General features: G+C 74.0%; 18 protein-coding genes. 9 read left to right on the top strand and 9 right to left on the bottom strand.

Annotated elements, in window-relative coordinates:
• Window positions 1-14: 14 nt before the first annotated feature.
• A complete protein-coding gene (locus tag BLR12_RS00725; protein WP_255363218.1) occupies window positions 15-677 on the bottom strand; it encodes a succinate dehydrogenase cytochrome b subunit in 663 nt (220 codons plus the stop codon).
• 209 nt (window positions 678-886) lie between these two features.
• Between BLR12_RS00725 and BLR12_RS00720 the strand changes: the two genes are divergently transcribed.
• Both BLR12_RS00720 and BLR12_RS00715 read left to right on the top strand, forming a co-directional pair.
• A complete protein-coding gene (locus BLR12_RS00720) occupies window positions 887-1495 on the top strand; it encodes a sulfite oxidase-like oxidoreductase (RefSeq protein WP_091372141.1) in 609 nt (202 codons plus the stop codon).
• Window positions 1496-1655: 160 nt separating this feature from the next.
• Window positions 1656-2306 (top strand): FAD-binding oxidoreductase, encoded by a 651-nt coding sequence (locus BLR12_RS00715; RefSeq protein ID WP_255363217.1) that lies wholly within the window; start codon window positions 1656-1658, stop codon window positions 2304-2306.
• 80 nt (window positions 2307-2386) lie between these two features.
• Here BLR12_RS00715 and BLR12_RS00710 read toward each other — a convergent pair whose 3' ends face one another.
• Window positions 2387-3853, bottom strand: a complete 1467-nt coding sequence (locus tag BLR12_RS00710) for a M1 family metallopeptidase (protein ID WP_091372133.1) — start codon at window positions 3851-3853, stop codon at window positions 2387-2389.
• A 240-nt stretch (window positions 3854-4093) separates the two neighbouring features.
• On the opposite strand from BLR12_RS00710, the gene BLR12_RS00705 reads away from it, so the two are divergent.
• Complete coding sequence (locus tag BLR12_RS00705; RefSeq protein ID WP_255363216.1) at window positions 4094-4588, top strand: GNAT family N-acetyltransferase; 495 nt, start codon at window positions 4094-4096, stop codon at window positions 4586-4588.
• A 3-nt stretch (window positions 4589-4591) separates the two neighbouring features.
• Here the strand turns inward: BLR12_RS00705 and BLR12_RS00700 are convergent, their stop codons facing one another.
• Complete coding sequence (locus BLR12_RS00700) at window positions 4592-5290, bottom strand: monooxygenase (RefSeq protein ID WP_091372130.1); 699 nt, start codon at window positions 5288-5290, stop codon at window positions 4592-4594.
• A 122-nt stretch (window positions 5291-5412) separates the two neighbouring features.
• Here BLR12_RS00700 and BLR12_RS00695 point away from each other — a divergent pair, with 122 nt between their 5' ends.
• The 3 genes from BLR12_RS00695 to BLR12_RS00685 all read left to right on the top strand — a co-directional run bounded on the left by BLR12_RS00695 (window position 5413) and on the right by BLR12_RS00685 (window position 7580).
• A complete protein-coding gene (locus BLR12_RS00695) occupies window positions 5413-5883 on the top strand; it encodes a hypothetical protein (protein ID WP_091372126.1) in 471 nt (156 codons plus the stop codon).
• Between the two features lie 147 nt (window positions 5884-6030).
• The gene (locus BLR12_RS00690; RefSeq protein WP_091372124.1) at window positions 6031-6843 is read left to right on the top strand and encodes a formate/nitrite transporter family protein; all 813 of its coding nucleotides are present in this window, start codon (window positions 6031-6033) and stop codon (window positions 6841-6843) included.
• 311 nt (window positions 6844-7154) lie between these two features.
• Window positions 7155-7580 (top strand): anthrone oxygenase family protein, encoded by a 426-nt coding sequence (locus tag BLR12_RS00685; protein WP_176832288.1) that lies wholly within the window; start codon window positions 7155-7157, stop codon window positions 7578-7580.
• Window positions 7581-7613: 33 nt separating this feature from the next.
• On the opposite strand, the gene BLR12_RS00680 is transcribed toward BLR12_RS00685, so the two are convergent.
• Window positions 7614-8159, bottom strand: a complete 546-nt coding sequence (locus BLR12_RS00680; protein ID WP_091372118.1) for a DUF1990 family protein — start codon at window positions 8157-8159, stop codon at window positions 7614-7616.
• A gap of 45 nt (window positions 8160-8204) precedes the next feature.
• On the opposite strand from BLR12_RS00680, the gene BLR12_RS00675 reads away from it, so the two are divergent.
• The 3 genes from BLR12_RS00675 (at window position 8205) to BLR12_RS00665 (ending at window position 11890) form a co-directional block, all read left to right on the top strand.
• Window positions 8205-9107, top strand: coding sequence for a HipA family kinase (locus BLR12_RS00675; RefSeq protein ID WP_091372116.1), 903 nt, complete (start codon window positions 8205-8207; stop codon window positions 9105-9107).
• Window positions 9104-9496, top strand: a complete 393-nt coding sequence (locus tag BLR12_RS00670) for a DUF3037 domain-containing protein (protein WP_091372113.1) — start codon at window positions 9104-9106, stop codon at window positions 9494-9496. The genes BLR12_RS00675 and BLR12_RS00670 overlap by 4 nt, the downstream gene beginning before the upstream one ends.
• Before the next feature lie 117 nt (window positions 9497-9613).
• Entirely contained in the window at window positions 9614-11890 is a 2277-nt protein-coding gene (locus BLR12_RS00665) for a PhoX family protein (RefSeq protein ID WP_091372110.1), read from the top strand.
• 136 nt (window positions 11891-12026) lie between these two features.
• Here BLR12_RS00665 and BLR12_RS00660 read toward each other — a convergent pair whose 3' ends face one another.
• The 5 genes from BLR12_RS00660 to cysC all read right to left on the bottom strand — a co-directional run bounded on the left by BLR12_RS00660 (window position 12027) and on the right by cysC (window position 15760).
• Complete coding sequence (locus BLR12_RS00660; protein WP_091372107.1) at window positions 12027-12329, bottom strand: 4a-hydroxytetrahydrobiopterin dehydratase; 303 nt, start codon at window positions 12327-12329, stop codon at window positions 12027-12029.
• Window positions 12330-12404: 75 nt separating this feature from the next.
• A complete protein-coding gene (locus BLR12_RS00655) occupies window positions 12405-13118 on the bottom strand; it encodes a phosphoadenylyl-sulfate reductase (RefSeq protein WP_091372105.1) in 714 nt (237 codons plus the stop codon).
• Entirely contained in the window at window positions 13115-13297 is a 183-nt protein-coding gene (locus BLR12_RS00650) for a hypothetical protein (RefSeq protein ID WP_091372102.1), read from the bottom strand. The genes BLR12_RS00655 and BLR12_RS00650 overlap by 4 nt, the downstream gene beginning before the upstream one ends.
• Before the next feature lies 1 nt (window position 13298).
• A complete protein-coding gene (locus BLR12_RS00645) occupies window positions 13299-14969 on the bottom strand; it encodes a nitrite/sulfite reductase (RefSeq protein WP_091372101.1) in 1671 nt (556 codons plus the stop codon).
• Between the two features lie 230 nt (window positions 14970-15199).
• Window positions 15200-15760, bottom strand: a complete 561-nt coding sequence (gene cysC, locus BLR12_RS00640) for an adenylyl-sulfate kinase (protein ID WP_091372098.1) — start codon at window positions 15758-15760, stop codon at window positions 15200-15202.
• Between the last annotated feature and the right edge of the window lie 12 nt (window positions 15761-15772).

Genomic DNA, 15772 nt, shown 5'->3' with positions numbered 1-15772 from the left:
CGCGATGGGCTCCTTTAGCCGACGAGGCCGAAGAGAACGCTGAAGGGGACGATCAGGAAGCCGCCGATGAGGACCACGGAGAAGACCAGGGCGAAGAGGTTGACCGTCTTCTCCCGGCGCTTGTTGCTCTGCCCGAGGGTCTGGGTGGCGCTCCAGATGCCGTGCCGCAGGTGCATGCCGAGCAGGACCAGCGCGAGCACGTAGACCGCGGTGATGAACGGGTTGGAGAAGCCGGCGACCAGGCGGTCGTACGGCGTGCCGTCGGGGCCCTCGGGGTTCGCCACGCCCATCGTGAGGTCGAGGATGTGGTAGATGATGAAGAGGCCGACGATCACGCCGCCCCAGCGCATGGTCCGCGAGGCGTAGCTCTGGGCCACGGCCTTCTTGGTGACGTAGCCGTTCGGCCGGGCGCGCTTGGCCTGTCGCCACAGCGAGATCACGGCCCAGAAGTGCGCGATGACCACGGTGAGCAGGACGATGCGGATGATCGTCAGCGTCGTCTGCGCGGGGACGGCCGGCTCGCCGATCGTCCGGATCCACTCCGAGTACCCGTTGAAGGACTCGCGGCCGGCGAAGACCTTGAGGTTCCCGATCATGTGCGCGATCAAGTACAGGATCATGATGATGCCGGTGACCGCCACGACGGCCTTCTTGGCCACCGAGTTGGTCTTGGCCACCTTGGGGGTCCTGCGCTGACCCGGTTGCGTCACCGTCACCACAGAGGCAAAGGTAGGCCCCTACCAGGGTTGCGACCACGTCAACACGAGGTGACTCAGCTCTCGTAAGGGTGCCCTTACCGGCCCGAGCGGTTACAGTTCGCGCCCGCGAGGGGCGCACCACACCCGCGGAGCGGTTGGCCAACACCCCGGCGGGGGAGGAGCACGGCATGGCTGGACCCACGCGAGGCTTCCTCGGCAGGCGCCGTGAGCGCGACCCCCGGCTGCCCCCGGGACAGTACGACACCGGCCGTGACTGGCCGGTGCTCACCGCGGAGCCGACGCCGCGGATCTCCCCCGAGACCTGGAGCATCACCGTCGACGGCCGGGTGGAGCACCCGACGACGTGGACCTGGGACGAGGCGCACCGGCTGCCGCGCGCGGAGTACCGCGGGGACATCCACTGCGTCACCACGTGGTCGAAGTTCGACACCTGGTTCGCCGGGGTCAGCGTCGACACCCTGCTCGAGGCGGCCCGCCCGACGGCCGACGCGCACTTCGTCGTCGCGACGTCCAAGACCGGCTACACCACCAACCTGCCGATCGAGGACGTCACCGGCGGCAAGGCCTGGATCGTCTGGGAGTACGACGGCGGCCCGCTGCCGGTCGAGCACGGCGGCCCGGTGCGCCTGCTCGTCCCGCACCTGTACTTCTGGAAGAGCGCCAAGTGGGTCACCCGGCTCACGCTGCTGCAGCGCGACCAGCCCGGGTTCTGGGAGCAGAACGGCTACCACGACCGCGGCGACCCCTGGCGCGAGCAGCGGTACCAGGGTGACTGATGAAGGCCCCCCGGAAGGACCTCGCTGCCCCCCATCGCTCGCGAGCTCGCGCCGGGACCCTGCACCGAGGCCGTCAGACCCCTCGCAGGCTCGGGGCGAGCCTCGGGACGGGGCCGCCCGGGCGCCGAGCGGCGGGTGGCGCACCGCGACCGTCGCGGGCGTGCGGCGGCCGGTACCACGCGCGGTGGAGCTGCGGCTCGACGTCCCCGGCCGGGTGCAGCACCTGGCCGGGCAGCACTACGTCGTCCGGCTGACCGCCGAGGACGGCTACACCGCCCAGCGGTCCTACTCGGTGGCGTCGCCGCCGGGCGACCCGCTGGTCGAGCTGTTCGTCGAGCGGCTGGACGACGGCGAGGTGTCCACGTTCCTGGCCGACGTCGTCGAGCCCGGTGACCGGCTGGAGGTCCGCGGGCCGATCGGCGGCTGGTTCGTCTGGGACGGCGAGCGCCCTGCGTTGCTGGTCGGCGGGGGCACCGGCGTCGTCCCGCTGGTGGCCATGCTGCGCACCGCCCGCGAGCTCGGCCGCACCGACCTGCTGCGCATCGCCGTCTCCACCCGCACCCTCGCCGAGCTGCCGTACGCCGACGAGCTGCTCGACTCCGGCGCCCTGGTGGTCACCACCCGCGAGCCGCGCGGCGTGCGGCCGGCCGGGCGGCTGACCCCGGCCGACCTCGTGCCGCTGTGGGAGCCCGGCCGGACCGCCTACGTGTGCGGGTCGACCGGCTTCGCCGAGGCGGCCAGCCAGCTGCTCCTCGAGCTCGGCACCCCGGCCGCGGACGTCCGGGTCGAGCGCTTCGGCGCCAGCGGCTGAAAGAGGACCCCCTCGCCCCCCACCCCTCGCAGGCTCGCGGCGGGACCCTGCGAGGGGGCCGGGGGCAGGAGGGTCCTTCTTCAGCCGAGCGCGGGCCGCTCGGGGGTGTACAGCCAGGCCTGGAAGAGGTCCTCGAGGTCGCGTCCGGCGACCTCCTCGGCCAGTGCCACGAACTCCTCGGTGGTCACCGCCTCGCCGGCCCGGGTGTCGGCCCACTCCCGCAGCACCTGGAAGAAGGCGGTGTCGCCGACGACCTGCCGCAGCGCGTGCAGCGTCATCGCTCCGCGGTTGTAGACGGCCGGGTGGAACAGCAGCGAGGTCTCCGCGCCGGGGTCGCCGGGCAGGACCGTCCAGAACGGCGGCCCGCCGTCGGCGAACACCGTCTCGGCGTTGGCGTAGAGGTCGTCGAACTGCTGCTGGACCGTGGCGATCCCCTCGCGCTCGAGCCACAGCCACTCGGCGTAGGTCGCGAAGCCCTCGTTGAGCCAGATGTCGCGCCACGCGGCCAGCCGCACCGAGTCGCCGTACCACTGGTGCGCCAGCTCGTGGACCACGACGATCTCGGCGAGCACCGGGTCGGTGAAGAACACCGGCGAGTACACCGGCCGGGTCTGTGTCTCCAGGGCGAAGCCGAGGTCCGGGGTGTCGTCCACGATCGCGCCGGCCGCGCTGAACGGGTACGGGCCGAAGGTGTCGGCGAGGAACGCCAGGACCTCCGGCTGCCGGGCCAGGGCCGCGTCGACGTACTCGCCGACCAGCGGCCCCTCGGCCGGGTCCAGGTCGAGGGTGGCCACGCCCGGGTCGACGGCGTCCCACCAGCGGACCCCGTCGGCCTCGTAGGCGCGCAGGTCGAACTCGCCGACGGCGAGGGTCACCAGGTAGGTGGCCATGGGCTCCTCGGCGTCCCACTCCCAGGTCGTCCACCCGTCGTGGGTCCAGGACTCCTCGAGCACCCCGTTGGAGACGCCCTCCAGGCCCTCGGGCACGGCGATCGAGACGTGCACCGAGGCCGCGTCGAGCGGGTGGTCGTTCGCGGGGAACCAGGTGGCGGCGCCCTCGGGCTGCCCGGCGACGACCGCGCCGTCGTCGGTGTGGAAGAACCCCGACCCGCCGAGCGCGTCCTGCACCGTCTGCGGCACGCCGTCGTAGGTGACGGCGACCTCGAACGACCGGCCCTCCCGGAGGGGACGCCGCGGCTCGACGGTCAGCTCCTGGCCCTCGCGGGTCCAGGACGCCGACCGGCCGTCCACCGTGATCTCTCGGACCTCCAGCCCGCTGAGGTCCAGGTTGAACGCCGACAGGTGCTGGGTGGCCCGCGCCTCGACGGTGGCGGTGCCGGCGATGGTGTCGTTGGCCGGGTCGTAGGACAGGTCCAGGTCGTAGTGCTCGACGTCGTACCCGCCGTTGCCGTCCAGCGGGTAGTAGGCGTCGCCGATCCCCGGCGCGCCCGGTGTGGGCTCCCCGTGCCCCCCGCCCGCGAGCGCCGGGGCGGGGAGCAGCCCCACCACGACCGTCGTCGTCACCAGTACCGCGGCGCTGCGGGCCATGGCCCCTCCCGGGTGTCGGGTCGTCGTCCCGCCACCGGGACGGCCGGACGCTAGCGGCGCCACCACCGGTTGCGACCCGATCCGGACCGGCTCCCTCCGCGCTCCGACGCGTTTCCTGACCCACTGCACCTGGGACTCTCCTGTGAGCCACGTCATGGCGGCGGGTGCGGTCGGGCGCCCGTGTCCGGGGGTCCGCGGCCGCACCCGGAAGATGGGGCCGTGCGTACCGAGGTCAGCCCCGTGACGGCCGTCGACGACGGGCTCCGGGCGCAGCTGCTGGCCTGCTGGACCGACGTGAGCAACGCCGGCGGGTCGGTCGGCTTCGTGCCCCCGGTGACGCCGGCCGAGGTGGCGCCGTACCTCGACGCGGTGGTCGAGCGGGTGCACCTGGGCCGCGAGGTGCTGGCCCTGCTCCGGGTGGACGGCGAGGTCGCGGGGTTCGCCGTCCTGTCGCTGTCGGTGAGCCCGCTGCGCCGGCACTGGGCCACCGTGCTGCGGGTTCAGGTGCGCCCGGAGCGGCAGGGCGGCGGCCTCGGGCGGGTGCTGATGACCGGCGTGCACCGCATCGCGCGCGACCGGGGGCTGGAGTTCCTGCACCTCACCGTGCGTGGTGGCACCGGCCTCGAGGCGTTCTACGCCGGCTTCGGCTACCGCGAGTTCGGCCGGATGCCCGGGGCGATCCGGGTGGCTCCCGGGGACGACCGCGACGAGCTGCACCTGACCTGCCCGCTGTAGCGCTCAGCCCAGTGGGTCGCGGCCGCCGAGCGTCCCCTCGGCCGAGAGCAGTGCCAGGCGGGCGAACAGCTCCTCGGCGTACCAGCCCTCCTGCGCGGTCCGGGTGACGACGGCGGCGTGCGGGGCGCGGTCGTAGGCGAAGGCGTTCAGCGCCGCCGCGGAGTCCCAGACGCTGAAGGTGCCCTGCAGCCCCAGCGGCGCCTCGCCGATGCCCAGTGCCAGCCGCAGGCCCGGGCTCTCGTGCAGGTCGGCCGACACCGGTGGCACGGCGCGCCAGAAGGTCGCCGCCTTGACGGCGGTCAGCCGGGCGCGGGTGACCGCGGCGACCGGGCCGTCCCAGCGCTGCGGCCAGGGCTTCCCGAACGGCTCCTCTCCCGACCACCGGCCGCGGGCGGCCAGCGGGCGCATCCGGGCACGCCACTGCTCGTGGGCGATCCGCTGCCACCGGCCGACGACGTCCCCGTGCTCGAACGCGTCGGCCGACCGCTCGTCGTCCCACACCGCCAGCAGCGCCCAGCGGCGGGGGTCGGCGTCGCGCACGGTGAACGTCCGCCCGCTGCCGGTGCCCATCAGCTTGGCGAACCGCAGCCCCGGGCTGCTGCGCAGCGGACGCCGGTCGGTCGCCATCCGCAGCAGCGCGGCGGGCACCGACCGGCCGGGCACGCCCCACACGTGCAGGGTCGCCAGTCGTCGCGTGGTCACGGGTCCGATCCTCCCCGTCACGGGCGGGCCGTGCCGCGGCCGGGCCGTCGCCGCGGGCCCCTCCCGGCCGTGACCGCCACTACGCTCCGTCCTGCCCGTGACACGGAGACGGGGGGACCGGCATGGCCGACCAGACTGACCTCCGACAGGACCTGCTGCGGCGCATCGCGGCCCGTCGCGTGGGGATCGACGCGTACCTGCGCCGGCGGCGGCCGCGCGTGCGGCGCTGGTCCACCGTGGTGCTGACGCTGACCTCGGCCTCGGCCGTCTTCACCGCCGGGCCCGCGCTCGGCGGCGTGCCCTTCGCCGAGGCGGTGCGGAACGCCCTGGGCGTGGAGACCACCTCGTTCGTGTGGCAGACCCTCTGCTTCCTGTCACTGCTGGTCTCCGTCGGCGCGGCGATCCTGACCAACGTGGCCAAGCCGCAGGAGGCCGCCGCCCAGCTGGGCGCGGTGGAGGCGGCCGGTGCCGAGCTGGAGGGCCTGTCCACGCTGCTGGAGTTCGGTCACCTCTCGGTCGAGGACGGCGTCAAGCTCTACCAGCAGTACGTCACCAAGATCCCGTTCGTGCCCGAGGAGCGCGTCCCGGCCTGAGCCCCCCCAGGTGCCTCCCGCGCGCGAAAGGCACCTGGGCCGACGTCCCCGGACGTGTGCGGACGCCACGGCGCGGGGTAGGTCGCCCCGCGGACACGCCGGCCGCCGGAGCACCCGGACAGCGGGCCCGACCGGAGGAGACCTGCCGTGGCGCAGTCCGCACGCGAGCAACTGGGGCAGTCCGACGCCCCGGTCGAGGACGAGGTCGTCGAGGCCTTCGACCGGATCGTCGACGAGGGTGCCCAGCGCCTGCACCGCAGCTGGCGGGAGGTGCTGACCACCGGCCTGGCCGGCGGGCTCGAGGTCGCCACCGGCGTGGTCGCGCTGCTCGCCGTCTACGCCGCGACGGGCAGCCACCTGCTGGCCGGCCTGGCGTTCGGGATCGGGTTCATCGCGCTCATGCTGGCCAAGAGCGAGCTGTTCACCGAGGGGTTCCTCGTGCCGGTGACCGCGGTGGTCGCGGGCCGGGCGAGCGCGGCGCAGCTGGCCAAGCTGTGGGCCGGGACCCTCGTGGCGAACCTGGTCGGCGGCTGGCTGGTGATGTGGCTGGTCGTGCACGCCCTGCCCGACCTCGGCGCCACCGCGGTCGAGTCCGGCCGGACCTTCGTCGAGGCGCCGCTGGACCTGCGGTCGGTCTGCCTGGCGCTGCTGGCCGGTGCGTTCATCACGCTGATGACCCGCATGCAGCACGGCGCCGACTCCGAGACCGGCAAGCTGGCCGCCGCGCTGGCCGGCGGTTTCCTGCTCGCCGGCCTGGTGCTGTTCCACTCGATCCTCGACTCGCTGATCCTGTTCGGCGCCATCCACCACGGCGCCCCGTACGGCTACGGCGACTGGCTGGCCTGGTTCTGGTGGACGACGCTGCTCAACGTCGTCGGCGGGCTGGGCGTGGTCACCCTGCTGCGGCTGGTGCGCAGCAAGGAGCTCATCGAGCGGGAGCGGGACGCCGCCGGAGCCTGAGCGCGCCGCCAGGTGCCTCTCGCGCGCGGGAGGCACCTGGGCGTGGAGCCTCCCGCGCGGAGGGCGGCGTGCTCACCGTGCTGGGCGGTGGGGCTGGTCGTCTGGGCGACCGGCGCGGTGCTGCGGGAGCGCCGGGACGTCCAGGGCGCCTCCCGCCGGACCCCGGTGTCCCGATCCGCTCCCGGGGACGGCGTTCCTGGCTACGCTGCCGTCGACCTCCCCTGGCAACCCGTCCGGAGGGACCGTCCATGCGATCAGGACAGCGCCGTCGGGCCGGCGCATCCGCACGGCCGCTCGAAATCCTCTCGGCGGTGCTCGTGGGCCTCCTCGCGGGGGGCATGGTCCTCATCGAGGTGGTGCTCCTGCCGTTCTGGCGCAGCGTGCCGCCCGCCGAGTTCCGCCGCTGGTTCACCGCGAACGCCCCTCGCATCCGCACGCTGATGGTGCCGCTGGGTGCCGGTGCCGCGATCGCCAGCGTCGCCTCGGCGGTCACCGACGCGTTCCTCGCCCGCCGCAGCCCGGCATCGCTGACCGCCGCGGCAGCCACCGTGGGCGTCGTGGCCGTCACCGTCACGGTGAGCGAGCCGGCCAACCACCGGTTCACGGGAGGCTCCCTGACCGACACCGAGACCACGGAGCTGCTGGGCAGGTGGGCGCGCTGGCACCACCTCCGCGTGGTGCTCGGCGTGGTCGCCACCGCGGCCGCGGCATCGGCCATCGGCCGGCGCAGGCCCTGAGACCACCACGGCGTCGGCCGGGAGCGGCGGCCCTCAGCCGCGCGCGGCCCGCCGGACCACCGTGAGGTACCGCTCGGTGGCCAGCCGCTGGACGACGGTGCTGACCGGACCGCCGAGCCGGGCCAGCGGCGAGGCCAGCCGGGCGAACACCCGCAGCGTGAAGACGACGTCACCGCCGGGCTCGAGCCGGACGAGGAACGCCTCCTCGCCGCTCTCCGGGTGGCCGGGCAGCGTGCCGTAGGCGAAGCCGCGCTCGTCGCCGGTCGTCCGTGCCCACACCACCCGGCAGGGGATGTCGTAGCCCAGCCGCGGCAGCCCGGCGGTGAGGACGACGACGGTGCCCGGCTCGCCCGCCGGCCCGCTCGCCCGCACCCGCAGCCCGACCCCGCGCTGCACGCGCCAGTCGAAGACCGCGGCGGCGGCCCGCTCGAAGTCCGCCGTCCCCGTGCCGACGACGACGGAGCGCTCCACGTGGTCGTAGCCGGCCGGCAGCGCGGCGTCCCGCGTCGCGCCCACCTCGGGGTAGGTGAGCGGGACGCCGTCGAGGTCGGCGGGGTCGAGGGAGCGCAGGATGCCCATCCTGCGAGTGTCCCCGGCCCGGCCGCCGGTAGATTGCGGCCCACTGTGCTGCCCGCCGTCACCGCCACCCGCTACGTCACCCCGCTGCGCGAGGGTGGCTCGCTGCCCGGGCTGATGGAGGCCGACGACCTCGGCACCTACGTGGTCAAGTGGCGGGCCGCGGGGCAGGGCGTCACGGTGCTCGTCGCCGAGGTGGTGTGCGCCGAGCTGGCCCGCGCGCTGTCGCTGCCGGTGCCGGCGCTGGTCACCGTGGACGTCGCCCCGGAGCTCGCCGTGGGGGAGCCCGACGTCGAGGTGCAGGAGCTGCTGCAGCGCTCGGCCGGGGTCAACCTGGGCCTGGACTACCTGCCCGGCGCGCTGGACTTCGAGGCCGGCGCCGACGGCGTCGACCCGGAGCTGGCCGGCCGGGTGCTGTGGTTCGACGCGCTGGTCGGCAACGTCGACCGCTCCTGGCGCAACCCCAACATGCTGTTCTGGCACGGCCGGCTGCAGCTGATCGACCACGGGGCCACGCTGACCTTCCACCACCACTGGCCCGGCGCGCCCGCCGCCGTGGCCCGCCCCTACGACGCGACCCAGCACGCGCTGGTGGACTGCTCGCCCGACGTCCGCGCCGCCGACGCCGCGCTCGCGCCCCGGGTCACCCGGCCGCTGCTGGAGGCGGTGCTGGCGCAGGTCCCGGACGACTGGCTCGTCGAGGCGGCACTCGGGTGGCCCCGTCCAGGGCACCGCCCCGAGCTCGCGAGGGGTGGGGAGGCCGGGGTCCTCCCGGAGGTGCGGACCCGCTACGTCGACCAGCTGCTCGCCCGGCTCGGCGCCCGCGACGCCTGGCTGCCGCCGCTGGTGGCCGCCGCGGCCGCCGGCGGGTCGCGCCGCCGGGCCCCGCGCGGGGAGAACCGGCCGTCGTGGCTGGGCCCGCCGCCGCCTGCGGGGATGAGCCAGCGGTGAGCCGGGACACCTTCGAGTACGCCGTCCTGCGGGTGGTGCCGCGGGTGGAGCGCGGGGAGTCGCTCAACGCCGGCGTCCTGGTCTACTGCCGCCAGCGGGACTACCTCGGCTCGCGGGTCCACCTGGACACCGACCGGCTGCGCGCGCTGGACCCCACCGCCGACCCCGCGGCCATCCGCCGCGCGCTGCAGGCCGCCGCGGACGTCTGCGCCGCCGACCCCGCCTCGGGAGCGGCCGGGCGGGAGGCGCTGGGCTCCCGGTTCCGCTGGCTCACCGCGCCGCGCAGCACCGTCGTCCAGGCCGGGCCGGTGCACACCGGGCTGACCGACGACCCCGACGCCGAGGCCGACCGGTTGCTGCAGCTGCTGGTGCTGCCTGTCATCGGCTGAGTGCGCGACGTCACGACGGTCCCACAGGTCACGGGAGCTTCACCTCGCGGCCACCCGCTCTCGGGCGTGCGCTGCCTAGCGTGCGGGGGCCCTGTGTCACCCGATCAGAGGACCCTGATGACGGACATCCGCGATCCCCGGCGTCGCCTCCTGCCGCTGCTGGGCGGCAACACCCTCCGGCACGGCAGCCGGAGCCACGCCACCTGCTTCTACAAGTGCGGCAACGCCTGTGACCGCCCGGTGCCCAACCGGACCGACAACCCGACCTTCCGCTCGGTCGTGGAGTCCGCGGTGAGCCGTCGCAACGTGCTCAAGGCCGCCGGGGTGGGCGCCCTGATGGTGGCGGCCGGGCCGGCCCTGCCGGCGGCCGCCTCCGACCGCCCCCGGCACGGCGGGCGCCCCGGGAGCGGACCGGACGGCGCGCTGACCTTCGAGCCGGTCGAGCAGAACCTGCTCGACGAGCTGGTCGTCCCCGGCGGGTACGGCTGGTCCGTCGTGCTGCGCTGGGGCGACCCGGTCGAGGAGGGCGCGCCCGAGTTCGACATCGACCGCCAGTCGCCGGAGGCGCAGGCCCGGCAGTTCGGCTACAACTGCGACTTCATCGGCTTCCTGCCCCTCGGCGACGACGCCGCCCTGCTCGTGGTCAACCACGAGTACACCGACGAGCAGCTGATGTTCCCCGGCGTCGCCGACGAGGACGCCGCGGGCACCATCAGCGACGTCCAGAAGCGGATCGCGATGATGGCGCACGGCATCTCGGTCGTGCAGATCGAGCGGGACGGCGACTCCGGCGTCTGGAAGCCGAGCGAGAAGCGCCGGCGCAACCGCCGGATCACCCCGGAGACCCCCTTCCGGCTCACCGGTCCCGCCGCGGGCTCGGCGTACCTGAGGACGCGCGAGGACCCGTCGGGGACGACCGTCCGGGGCACGCTGAACAACTGCGCCGGCGGCATCACGCCCTGGGGCACCACGCTGCACGGCGAGGAGAACTTCAACCAGTACTTCGGGGCCTCCGCGCCGATCACCGACGCCGAGCAGCTGGCCGTCCTGGAGCGCTACGGCATCGACGGCGCCGACGCCGCCACCCGCGCGTGGCAGACCGTCGACGAGCGGTTCGACCTGGCGAAGGAGCCCAACGAGGTCAACCGCTTCGGCTGGGTCGTCGAGGTCGACCCCTACGACCGGCACTCCGTGCCCCGCAAGCACACCGCCCTCGGGCGCCTCAAGCACGAGGGCGCCAACATCCAGATCGCCCAGGACGGTCACGTCGTGGCCTACACCGGCGACGACGAGCGCTTCGACTACATCTACAAGTTCGTGTCGAAGCGGAAGTACGAGGAGGGCTGGGACCGGCACACCAAGGCGCACAACATGCGGCTGCTGGAGGAGGGCGACCTCTACGTCGCCCACTTCGACGGGGACTCCCCGGCGTCGGAGATCGACGGCAGCGGTGCGCTCCCCGGGGACGGCGAGTTCGACGGCACCGGCCGCTGGGTGCCGCTGGTCCGGAACGGCAAGTCGGCGATCAAGGGCAAGGACGTCGCCTGGGTGCTCACCTACACCCGGCTGGCCGCCGACCGGCTCGGCAAGCGCCTGGACGACGCCGGCGACCCGGTGCTCGACGCCGCCGGCAACGAGATCGTGGACGACCCGTCGTCGGTGGCCACCAAGATGGACCGGCCCGAGGACATCCAGGTCAACCCGGTCAACGGCCGGGTGTACGCCGCGCTGACCAACAACTCCAACCGGACCGGCGTGGACGGGCGGCCCGGCGCCGACGAGGCCAACCCGCTCACCCGCTCGTTCGCCTTCGAGCCCGCGGACGAGGAGGCCGGCACCGCCGCGACCTTCGAGGAGCAGCCGGGCAACCGCAACGGGCACGTCATCGAGTGGGAGGAGAAGGGGTCGGCCAGCGGCACCGAGTTCAGCTGGCGGGTCTTCATCCTGGCCGGTGACCCGGAGTCACCCGGTACCTACTTCGCCGGGTACGACAAGTCCCAGGTCAGCGCCATCTCCTGCCCGGACAACCTGGAGTTCGACCCGGCCGGCAACCTGTGGATCTCCACCGACGGGACCGTGCTCTCCACCCGCAACCAGGAGGCCGGCACGTTCGGGGGCACCAACGACGGGCTCTTCGCCGTCCCGACCGAGGGTCCCGAGCGCGGGCACCTCAAGGCCTTCCTCACCGTCCCCGTCGGCGCGGAGTGCAGCGGCCCGCTGATCCCGGAGGACGGCCGCTCGGTGTTCGTGTCGGTGCAGCACCCCGGTGAGACGACGGGGTCGACGCTGCAGACCCCGTCGAGCACCTGGCCCGACCGGCTGCCCAGCGGCGGCTACCCGCGGCCGAGCGTCGCGGTCGTCTACCGCGAGGACGGCGGCCGCGTCGGCAGCTGAGGGCTCGCGCCCCCATCCCGACGATCACGGGGTCCGGGTGGCGGCGCGTCGTCGGTGGACGGCGTGCCGCCCCCACGGCTCCGTGATCGTCGGGCGCTGGGCGCCGAGGCCCGCACGGGGTCCGGCGCCCCGGGCTTCAGCCCGGGAACAGCCCGTCGACGCGGCGGGCCAGCTCCAGGTCCAGCTCGGTCACCCCACCCGCGGAGTGCGTGACCAGCGTCAGGTGCAGGGTGCGCCAGCGCAGGTCGACGTCGGGGTGGTGGTCCATCGCCTCGGCGACGAACGCGATGCGCACCAGCGCGGCGATCGCCTCGGGGAAGCCGGGCAGCTGGACGCTGCGGCGGATGCCCCCGCCGTCCCCGGACCACAGCGGCAGCGCGGTCAGGGCGGCGGTGAGCTCGTCGGGGGACAGGCGCGGCGGTCGGGGCACGTCGGTCATCCTGCCGCGCCCGACGGCCTCGTCCCAGGGTCCCGCTGCGAGCCTGCGAGCCGCGGGGGGCAGGGAGGTCCTCCCTCAGAGGTGCAGGCCGCACTCCGTCTTGCCGCGCCCGGCCCAGCGGCCGGCGCGCGGGTCCTCGCCCGGGGCCACCGGGCGGGTGCACGGCGCGCAGCCGATCGAGGCGTAGCCGATCTCCTGCAGCGGGTTGACCGGCACCTGGTGCTCGGCGACGTAGGCGTCGACGTCGTCCTGGGTCCACGCCGCCAGCGGGTTGACCTTCACCATGCCGCGCTTGGCGTCCCAGTCGACGACCCTCGTGCCGGCGCGCGTGGGCGACTCGTCGCGGCGCACGCCCGAGCCCCACGCCGCGTAGCCGGCCAGCGCCTGCGCCAGCGGCTTCACCTTGCGCAGCGAGCAGCACAGGTCGGGGTCGCGCTGGTGCAGCTCGGGGCCGTGCTCGGCGTCCTGCTCGGCGACCGTCTGGGCGGGCTGCACGTTGACCAGCGTGATCGGCATGACCCCGGTGATCCAGTCGCGGGTGCCGATCGTCTCGGCGAAGTGGTAGCCGGTGTCCAGGAAGACCACGTTGACGCCGGGCACGGCGCGCGAGGCCAGGTGGGACAGCAGCCCGTCGGCCATGGACGACGTCACCGCGAAGTCGTCGCCGAAGGTCTCCCCGGCCCAGCGGAGGACGGCGAGCGCCTGCTCGACCGGGTCGGCGATCCCCTCGAACCGGGCATCGGCCTCGGCCGCGAGCTCGGGTGTGGGTGCCACGACAGCTGTCGTCATGGTCGCTGGACCCCCGTTCCGGTCAGGTGCACGGTCCAGGTCCGCAGGCAGGCACCGCAGTGCCAGCCGTCGGGGTCCTCGCCGTGCGGCGTCAGTTCCTCGTCACCGCAGTACGGGCAGTAGAACACCGGCAGCTGCCGGGTCCTTCCCCGACGCGGCGACTCGGGGGACTCGCTCACCTCAGACCAGCCACTCCTCGTCGGCGCGGGCGACGTACGAGGCGAAGGCCTCGCCGTCCTCGCGCCGGTCGAGGTAGCCGCGGAGGACCCGCTCGCAGTAGTCGGCGGTCTCGGCCTTGGTCACCTTGTGGCCGCGGAACTTGCGGCCGAAGGTGGCCTCCACGCCGAGGTGCCCGCCCAGGTGCACCTGGAAGCCCTCGACCATCTCGCCGTTCTCGTCGCGGACCATCGAGCCCTTGAACCCGATGTCGGCGGTCTGGAACCGGGCGCAGCTGTTCGGGCAGCCGTTGACGTTGATGCCGATCGGGGTGTCGAACTCCGGCAGCCGCTTCTCCAGCTCCGCGTAGAGGTCCTGGGCGTGCTGCTTGGTCTCGACGATCGCGAGCTTGCAGAACTCCAGGCCGGTGCAGGCCATGGTGCCGCGGCGGAAGGCGCTGGGTCGCACCTGCAGGTCGTGCGCGGCGAGCGCCTCGACCAGCGCCTCGACCTCCTCGTCCGGCACGTCGAGGATGACCAGCTTCTGCTGGGTCGTCGTGCGGATGCGCCCGGCGCCGTACTCGTCGGCCAGGTCCGCGATCGTCGTGAGCAGCGAGCCGCTGATCCGGCCGGTGCGCAGCGCGAAGCCGACGGCGTTGAGGCCGTCCTTCTGCCGGCTGACGCCGACGTGGTCGCGCTGGTCGTGCTTCGCCGGGGCGGGAGCGGGGCCGTCGGGCAGCGCCTCACCCAGGTACTCGTCCTGCAGCACCTGGCGGAACTTCTCCGGGCCCCAGTCGGCCATGAGGAACTTGATGCGGGCGCGGTTGCGCTGCCGGCGGTACCCGTAGTCGCGGAAGACGGCGGTGCAGCCGGCCCAGACGTCGGTCACCTGGTCGGGGCGGACGAAGACGCCGATCCGCTGGGCGAACATCGGGTTGGTGGACAGGCCGCCGCCGACCCACAGGTCGTAGCCGGCCTCACCGGCCTCGTTCACCACGCCGACGAAGGAGACGTCGTCGATCTCCGGCTCGGTGCAGTGGTCCACGCACCCGGACATCGACGTCTTCCACTTGCGCGGCAGGTTGCTGAACTCAGGGCTGCCCACGTACTTCGCCACGGTCTCGGCGATGACGTCGGTGGCGTCGATGACCTCGTCCTCGAGGATCCCGGCCAGCGGGCAGCCGAGCATCACGCGCGGGACGTCCCCGCAGGCCTCCATCGTGCTCAGGCCCACCGACTCGAGCCGACGCCAGATCTCCGGCACGTCCTCGATGCGGATCCAGTGGTACTGCACGTTCTGCCGGTCGGTCACGTCGGCGACGTCCCGGCCGAACTCGGTGCTGATGCCGCCGAGGACCCGGAGTGCGTCGCTGGTCAGCTGCCCGCCGTCGATGCGGGCCCGCATCATGAAGTAGGAGTCCTCGAGCTCCTCGGGCTCCAGCACGGCGGTCTTCCCGCCGGGGATGCCCTGGGCGCGCTGGGTGTAGAGCCCCATCCAGCGCATGCGGCCACGGAGGTCACCCGGGTCGATCGAGTCGAAGCCGGCCTTGGAGTAGATGTCGAGGATCCGCTGACGGACCTCGAGCCCGTCGGAGTCCTTCTTCATCCGCTCGTTCGGGTTCAGGGGCTCGCGGTAGCCCAGCGCCCACTGGCCCTGCCCACGCTGGGGTCGGGTGCTCGTACGGGGAGTGGTCACGGGGGCACTTCCTCCTGCGCCGTCCGTCGCGGCGCCGGACCGGACGGGGTTGGGCGCTGCCGGATCGGGGGCGCAGCGACTGCTGCAGGGGACCGGGATGTCAGCGCGCGAGGCGACAGACCGCGCTGCTCACCAGCGCCAGGTCGATGTGACGGCGCGCGACGAGGTGCAGGCCGCGGGAGGTCACGTCCCCCATGGTCCCACATCCGCCGGAGCGGCCGCGGGGTGACTCATCCCACCGGAGCGGCGGGCCGGGGTCCTCCCGCCATGGCCGCGCGGATCAGCGCGACCGACTCCGCCAGCGGGGTGACCGAGGTGTCGACGACCACCTCGGCGCGCGCGGGCGGCTCGTACGGGTCGTCGATGCCGGTGAAGCCGGTGATGTGGCCGGCGCGGGCCCGGGCGTAGAGGCCCTTGACGTCGCGGCCCTCGCAGACCTCCAGCGGCGTGGACAGGTGCACCAGCACGAACCGGCCGTGCTGCTCCACGAGCGCGCGGGCCTCCTCGCGGGCGGCCTCGTAGGGGGCGATGGCCGCGACCACGACCGTGCCGCCGTGCTTGACCACCTCGCCGGCGACGAAGCCGATCCGCCGGATGTTGAGGTCCCGGTCCGCGCGGGAGAACGACAGCTCGCTGGACAGGTGGGTGCGGACGACGTCGCCGTCCAGGACCGTCACCGGCCGACCCTCGGCCGCCAGGTCGGCGACGAGGGCGTCGGCGATCGTGGACTTGCCCGCCCCGGACAGGCCGGTCAGGAACACGGTGACACCCGGGCGCGACGGAGCTGGCATGCCCGCCAGTCT

Origin of the sequence: Geodermatophilus sp. DSM 45219 (genome assembly GCF_900104025.1) — a bacterium.
Lineage (GTDB): Bacteria > Actinomycetota > Actinomycetes > Mycobacteriales > Geodermatophilaceae > Geodermatophilus.
This window is presented reverse-complemented; position numbering and strand designations above follow the sequence as displayed.